Origin of the sequence: Streptomyces sp. rh34 (assembly GCF_002551245.1) — a bacterium.
Classification (GTDB): domain Bacteria; phylum Actinomycetota; class Actinomycetes; order Streptomycetales; family Streptomycetaceae; genus Streptomyces.
The window spans coordinates 1-7,989 of sequence record NZ_NTGZ01000308.1; the positions used below are offsets into that span (position 1 = coordinate 1).

Genomic DNA, 7,989 nt, shown 5'->3' on the forward strand with positions numbered 1-7,989 from the left:
GGGCGACCCGACCTTCGAGGACCTGCTGCGCAGGGTCCGCGACAGCGACCTCGCCGCCTACGCCCACCAGGACGTGCCGTTCGAGCGCCTCGTCGAGGTCATCGACCCGTCACGGTCACTGGCCAGGCACCCGCTCTTCCAGGTGATGCTGACGCTGCAGAACACCGGCGGAGTCTCGGCCGACCTGCCGGGCCTGCGCCTCGAACAGCACCAAGTGGGCATCGAGGGAGCCAAGTTCGACATCTCCTTCAGCTTCTTCGAGGAGTACGGGCAGGACGGCGCCGCGGCCGGAATCGAGGGGCATCTGGAGTTCGCCCTCGACCTGTTCGACCCGGCCACGGCCACCGCGCTCGCGACCCGGCTGACCCGGCTGCTCACCGCGGCCGTCGCCGAGCCCGGCCGGGCGATCGGCCGCATCGACCTGCTCGACGCGGACGAGCGCCACGCGCTGCACCAGTGGAACGACACGGCCTTCGACGTCCCCGAGGCCGCGGAGTCCGTGCACGGCCGGTTCGCCGCCCAGGTGCTCCGCAACCCCGCGGCGGTCGCCGTCAGCAGCGGCGAAGGACAGCTGACCTACGCCGAGCTCGACGCACGCGCCGACGCGCTGGCCCGCAGGCTGCTCGCCGCGGGGCTGCCGGCCGAGGGACGGGTCGCCCTGCTGCAGCGCCGCTCGCCCGAGCTGGTCGTGTCCCAGCTGGCCGTGCTCAAGGCCGGTGGTGTGTATGTGCCGTTGGACGGCCGTGCACCCTCGGCACGCCTTGAGCAGATGGTCAGGGAGACCGGCGCGGTCGCTCTGCTCACCGACGCGGAGTCGTGGACCGGGCAGTTCGACTGCGCCGCCCGCGTCCTGCACGTCGACGAACAGGACCCGCGGACCCAGGAGTTCGCCGGAGCCGGAGCAGCTGCCGCGTGGCCGCTGCCGGACCCCGCTGCCCCCGGAGCCCCCGAGCGGCTCGCCTACATCATGTACACCTCCGGTTCCACGGGGGTGCCCAAGGGCGTCGCCGTCCGCCACCGCGACGTGCTGCACCTGGCCCACGACCGGGCCTTCTCGAACGGCGCCCACGCCCGGGTGCTGCTGCACTCGCCGCAGGCCTTCGACGCCTCGACCTACGAACTGTGGGTGCCGCTGCTGTCCGGCGGCGAGGTGGTCGTGGCGCCGCCCGGCGACCTGGACGTGCCCGTCCTGGCCCGCACCATCGCCGAACACCGGGTCAGCGGAGTCTGGCTGACCGCGGGCCTCTTCCGGGTCCTCGCGGAGGAGGCCCCCGGTTCGCTCGCCGGGGTGCGCGAGGTGTGGACCGGCGGCGACGTGGTTCCGGCCGCCGCCGTGCGCCGGGTCAGGGAGAGCTGCCCCGATCTGGTGATCGTCGACGGCTACGGGCCGACCGAGACCACCACGTTCGCCTCCCACCACGTGCTGCGTCCCGACCGGCCCGTGCCCGACCTCGTCCCGATCGGGCGGCCGCTGGACAACATGCGGCTGTACGTCCTGGACGAGGGGCTGGGCCGGCTGCCCGTCGGCTCGTCCGGCGAGCTGTACATCGCGGGCGCAGGACTGGCCCGTGGCTACTGGCAGCGGCCCGGCGTCACCGCGGAACGCTTCGTCGCCGACCCCTACGGTCCCGCGGGCTCCCGCATGTACCGCACGGGCGACCTGGTCCGCCGCGACCGGGCGGGGGACATCGTCTTCCTCGGCCGCGCCGACGACCAGGTGAAGGTACGCGGCTTCCGCATCGAGCCCGGTGAGATCGAGTCCGTCGTGGCCCGGCACCCGCAGGTCGCCCAGGCAGCCGTCGTGGTGCGCCAGGACCGGCCGGGGGACAAGCGCATCGTCGGCTACGCGGTTCCGCAGCCGGGGCGGCAACCGCTCCCCGCCGACCTGCGGTCCCATGTCGCGGGCCTGCTCCCCGACTACATGGTCCCGGCCGCCTTCGTCGTGCTGGACGCGCTGCCGCTGACGGCCAACGGAAAGCTGGACCGCAGGGCCCTGCCCGCACCGGACTTCGCCGCCGAGTCCTCGGGACGTGCCCCGCGCACCCCGCGCGAGGAGACCCTGCGCCGGCTCTTCGCCGAGGTGCTCGGTCTGAAGACGGTCGGCATCGACGACAGCTTCTTCGACCTGGGCGGGGACAGCATCATCTCCATCCAACTGGTCAGCAGGGCCCGCAGGGACGGCCTCTCCCTCACCCCGCGGGACGTCTTCAGGCACCGTACGGTCGAGGCACTGGCCGCCGTGGCCACCGAGACCGACGAAGCGCGGCGGGCACTCCCCGACAACGGCGTCGGGCCGGTCCAGCTCACCCCCGTCGTGCACTGGCTGCGCCACGTGGGCGGCCCCGTCGACGCGTTCAACCAGTCGATGCAGGTGACCGTCCCCGAGGGCAGCGACCCCGCACACCTGGCCGCCGTCGTCCAGACGCTGCTCGACCACCATGACGCGCTGCGGCTGACGCTCGTACGAGAGGAAGCCGAGGGGGCCGACGGCGCGGCGCACTGGTCGCTGGAGGTCCGGCCGCAGGGCGCGGTGGACGCGCGGGCGTGCGTCAGCCGGGTGTCGGCGGCAGGCCTCGACGAGGACGCGCTGCGGGACCTGGCCGTCGCCCAGCGCGAGGCGGCCAAGCTCAGGCTCGACCCGGAGAACGGCGTCATGCTCCAGGCGGTCCTCCTGGACGCGGGCCCCGACGGGCAGAGCCAGCTCGTCCTCGTCCTGCACCACCTGGTCGTGGACGGGGTGTCCTGGCGCATCCTGATGCCGGACCTGAAGACCGTGTGGGAGGCGCTCGACGCGGGCAGGACGCCCGTGCTCGACCCGGTCGGCACCTCGCTCAGGCGCTGGTCCGAGCAGCTGACGGAGCTCGCGCACACCCCGGAACGCGTGGCGGAACTGCCCCTGTGGCGGTCCGTGCTCGAAGGGGCGGAACCGCGCTTCGCCGACCGCCCGATCGACCGGAAGCGCGATGTCGCGGGCACCGCGAAGGCGATCAGGGTGAGCCTGCCCCTCGAACTGTCCGCGCGCCTGCTGTCCGCGGTCCCGACGGCGTTCCACGCGGGCCCCAACGACGTGCTGCTCACCGGCCTCGCGCTCGCCGTCGCCCAGTGGCGGGAGCGCCGCGGCACCGCGGCCGACCGGCTGCTCGTGACGGTGGAGGGCCACGGCCGCGAGGAGGTCGTCGACGGTGTCGACCTGTCCCGCACGGTCGGCTGGTTCACCAGCATGCACCCGGTGCGGCTCGACCTCGGCGGGCTCGACCTGTCCGCGGCGCGCACCGGCGGACGGGCCGCGGGCGACGCACTGAAGCGGATCAAGGAGCAGCTGCGCGCCGCACCCGACCACGGGCTCGGCTACGGACTGCTGCGCCACCTCAACCCGGAGACCGGGGCGGAGCTGGCGGACCTCGCCGACCCGCAGATCGCCTTCAACTACCTCGGCCGCTTCCCGCTCGACCTGGCGGCCCCGCAGGACGGCGACCGTACGGTCGTGGAGCTCGCCGACGGCGCGGCGGGCGGCAGCGGGCCCGACATGCCGCTGGCGCACCCGCTGGAGATCAATGTCCTAGCCGAGGACTACGCCCAGGGGCCGCGTCTGGTGGCCACCCTCACCTGGCCGGGCGAACTGCTCAGCGAGCAGGACGTGCGGGAGCTGGGCGAGGCGTGGGCGCACGGCCTCGAAGCCGTCGCCACGCACACCGCACAGCCGGGCGCCGGTGGCCGCACCCCGTCCGACCTGCCGCTGGTCCCGCTCACCCAGGGCGAGATCGACCGGATCGAGGAGACGTGGCCGAGGCCGGCCGATGTGCTCCCCCTCGCGCCGCTCCAGGAGGGACTGCTCTACCACGCCCAGTACGACGAGGGCGACGCTGATCACTACACGGTCCAGCTCACGCTCGATCTGCGGGGCGCCGTCGACGCGGCGGCCCTGCGGACCGCGGCCGGGACGCTGCTGCGCCGCCACCCCAACCTCACCGCCGCGTTCTGGGGCGGGGGGCTCGGGCAGCCGGTGCAGGTCGTGCCCGCCGAGGCCGAAGCGGACTGGTACGAGGCGGACCTCAGCGGTCTCGCACCGGAGGAGACCGAGCGGGAGCTCGCGCTGTTCATGGCGCGGGACAGGGCCCGCAGGTTCGACCTCACGGCGCCGCCGCTCCTGAGGTTCGCCCTGATCCGTACGGCTGCCGACCGCTACCGCTTCGTCCTGACCAACCACCACATCCTGATGGACGGCTGGTCCGTGCCCGTCCTGATGGGCGAGCTCGCCGCGCTGTACGCACGGGGCGGTGACGACGCCGGCCTGCCCAGGCCGACTCCGTACCGCGACTATCTGGAGTGGCTGGCCGAGCAGGACGGTGACGTGGCACGGCGGGCCTGGAGCGAGGTGCTCACAGGACTCGACGAGCCGACCCTGCTGGGCCTGCCCGGCGCACCCGGTCAGGAGGCACCCGCGCGGGAGCTCTCGGTCGAGCTGACCGACGAGCTGACGGCGGCGCTCACCGCGGCCGCACGCGGCCTCGGGGTGACCCTCAACACCGTGGTGCAGGGTGCCTGGGCCGTGCTCCTCGGCAGGCTGACGGGTCGTCAGGACGTCGTGTTCGGCGGCACCGTCGCCGGTCGCCCGCCGGAGATCCCGGGCATCGAGAGCATGGTCGGCCTGTTCATCAACACCCTCCCCGTGCGGGTGCGGCTGGACCCGGCGGGGACCCTGGCCGATCTCCTCGGCACGCTCCAGGACCAGCAGGCGGGCCTGATCGCCCACCAGTGGCTCGGCCTGGCCGATGTGCAGCGACTGGCCGGTCTGGGGGAGCTCTTCGACACCGTGACGGTGTTCGAGAACTACCCGGCTGAGCCCGATTCGCTGCCGGTCGCCGACGGCGAGGTCGGCATCGCGGGCACCGGAACGCAGGACGGGACGCACTACCCGCTGAGCATCGCCGCGATGATGTCCGGGACCCGGCTGCGCCTCAAGCTCGGCTACCGTCCCGACGCACTGCCCGCCGGGCTGGCCGACGAGCTGCCGCAGCGACTGCTCGCGCTCTTCGAGACCCTCGTCGAGCGGCCGCGACTGCCGCTGGCCGAGCTGGACGTCCTCAACGAGCGGGAGCGTGAGCGGTTCGCCGAAGCCACCGGGAGCGGCGCGCGGGAGGTCGAACCCGCCACGCTCGCCGCGCTCTTCGAGGCCCGGGTGGCAGCGGATCCGCGGGCACCCGCGCTGGACTGTGCCGGCACCGTGCTCTCGTACGCGGAGCTCGACGCCCGCGCCAACCGGCTCGCCAGGCGTCTGATCGCCGACGGCGCGGCGCCCGAGCGGTTCGTGGCCCTCGCGCTGCCCCGCGGCGCGGACATCGTCGTCGCGGCGCTCGCGGTGGCGAAGACCGGGGCCGCGTACGTGCCGGTGGACCCGGAGTACCCGGCCGAGCGGGTCGCGTTCATGCTCGACGACGTGCGCCCGGCGCTGCTGGTGACATCGGCGGCTCGAGCGGACGGACTGCCGGGCGGCCCGCTGCCCCGGCTCGTCCTGGACGAGCCCGCGACGGCGGCGGAGATCCTCGCGCTGTCCGGGGACGGCCTGTCCGCGGACGAACGGCGCGGCGACGCGTCGCTCGACTCACCCGCGTACGTCATCTACACCTCGGGTTCGACCGGCCGGCCCAAGGGCGTCGTGGTCACGCACACCGGCGTGGCGGCCCTGGCCGCCGGGCTGCAGGAGCGCGTGCAGGCGGGCCCGGGCAGCAGGGTGCTGCAGTTCGCCTCGCCGAGCTTCGACGCCTCCGTGCTGGAGCTGACCCTGTCGCTGCTGGCCGGTGCGACGCTCGTCGTGCCGCCGGAGGGGCCGCTGGCGGGCGAGACGCTCTTCGACGTGCTCGCCGACCACGCCATCACCCACGCCTCGCTGCCGCCCGCCGCACTGGCCGGCGCACCCGAAGCGGACCTGCCCGACCTGCGCGGCCTGGTCATCGGCGGTGACGTGTGCACCGCCGACCTGGTGGCCACCTGGTCGCCGGACCGGCTGCTGATCAACGCGTACGGGCCGACCGAGGCCACCGTGGCCGCGACGGCCACCTGGCCGGTGTCCGGCGCCCAGGCGCCGCCCATCGGCCTGCCACTGCCCGACACCACCGTGTACGTGCTGGGCCCGGAGCTGCGCCCCGTGCCCGCGGGCGCGGCCGGCGAGCTGTATGTCGCGGGGCCGGGACTGGCCCGGGGCTACTGGAACAGGCCGGGACTGACCGCCGAGCGGTTCGTCGCCGACCCGTACGGTTCCGCGGGCTCCCGTATGTACCGCACGGGTGACCTGGTGCGGTGGGAGGAGGACGGCCGGCTGCGGTACGTCGGGCGGGCCGACGGGCAGGTCAAGGTCCGCGGGTTCCGCATCGAACTCGGCGAGATCGAGGCCGCGTTCACCGCACTGCCCGAGGTCGCGCAGGCCGCGGTCGTCGCCAGGGAGGGCGAGCCGGGACAGAAGCGGCTGGTCGCCTACGTGGTGGCCGCAGCGGGCGACGAACCGGGGCCCGACACCGCCGCGCTGCGCCGGCGGGTGGCGGTGGGGCTGCCCGGGTACATGGTGCCCGCGGCGGTGGTGGTGCTGGACGCGCTGCCCCTGACGCCGAACGGAAAGCTGGACCGCAGGGCGCTGCCCGAGCCCGGGGCGGCGGCCACCGCCGAGGGCGGGGCGCCGCGCACCCCGACCGAGGAGGTCCTGTGCGGTCTCTTCGCCGAGGTGCTCGGCCTGGAGCGGGTCGGCGCCGAGGACGGCTTCTTCGAGCTCGGCGGTGACTCGCTGATCGCCACCAGGCTGATCGGCAGGGTCCGTTCGACGCTGGGGGCGAAGGTCAGCATCCGGGCGCTGATGGAGGCGCCGAACGTACGGGCGTTCGCCGAGCGGCTCGGCGGCGGGAACGAGCAGGACCCACTGGACGTGCTGCTGCCGCTGCGCCCGCACGGCTCCAGGCCGCCGCTGTTCTGCGTCCACCCGGGCGCGGGCATCGGCTGGACCTACTCGGGGCTGCTGCGCCATCTGCCGTCGGACCAGCCCGTGTACGCACTGCAGGCACGCGGTCTCGCCCGTCAGGACGATCAACTCCCCGGCAGCATGCAGGAGTTGGCCGAGGACTACCTGGCGCAGATCCGTTCGGTGCAGCCGTCGGGCCCGTACCACCTGCTCGGCTGGTCGCTCGGAGGGATCGTCTCCCACCTGATCGCCACGGCGCTGCAGGACGCGGGCGATGAGGTGCGGCTGCTCGCGATGCTCGATGTGTATCCGGCTCAGCAGGACGGGCAGGACGAGCAGCAGCAGGAGACGCGGGAGGCGCAGGAGGAACAGGAGGAACAGGACCCCGAGTCCAGGAAGCAGGACGTGCTCGGCGCACTGCTCCAGTTCCTCGGTCTGGACCAGGCGGAGCTCGGCGACGAACCGCTCACGTACAGCTCCGTCATGGCGCTGCTGCAGCGCGGGGACAGCGCCCTCGCGGGCCTTGAGGAGCGGCACATCGTGGCGCTCGCCGATGTGGGCGAGAACTTCGCCCGCATCCTGCCGGGCGTCACCCTCGGCTCGTACGAAGGCGATGTGCACGTCTTCGTCGCCGCGCGCGGGAAGGACGACCCGGCGGCGCTGGCCCGTCAGTGGGACGCACATGTGAAGGGCCGGGTCGAGGAGCACCTCCTGGACTGCGAGCACGACCACATGACCCAGCCGCAGGCCCTGGAGCGGATCGGTGCGGTCCTCACCGACGCGCTCCGTTCGGCAGGCTGACGCGAAGAGCGAAGAGCGAAGAGCGAAGAGCGAAGAGCCGAGAGCCGAGAGAACGAAGAGAGAGGCGGAGACACATGCCGGAGAACGCCCGGAACACGACCGAGCGGGGCGCGAAGGACCGGACGGTGCCCCGGTCCTGGGCCGGGTACGCGGCCTGTGCCTGGGCGCTCGGCAACACCGCCCTGCGGCTGCACTGGGCGACGGTGGGGAAGGCGGACCGCCCGCGCAGTGCGGGCCCGGGC

Annotated in this window: 1 protein-coding gene; it reads left to right on the forward strand. The window is 73.9% G+C overall.

Annotated features, from left to right (window positions below; genetic code table 11):
- The coding region (locus CR470_RS33400; protein WP_143663928.1) for an amino acid adenylation domain-containing protein at window positions 1-7,747 on the forward strand (7,747 nt) is incomplete at its 5' end.
- Between the last annotated feature and the right edge of the window lie 242 nt (window positions 7,748-7,989).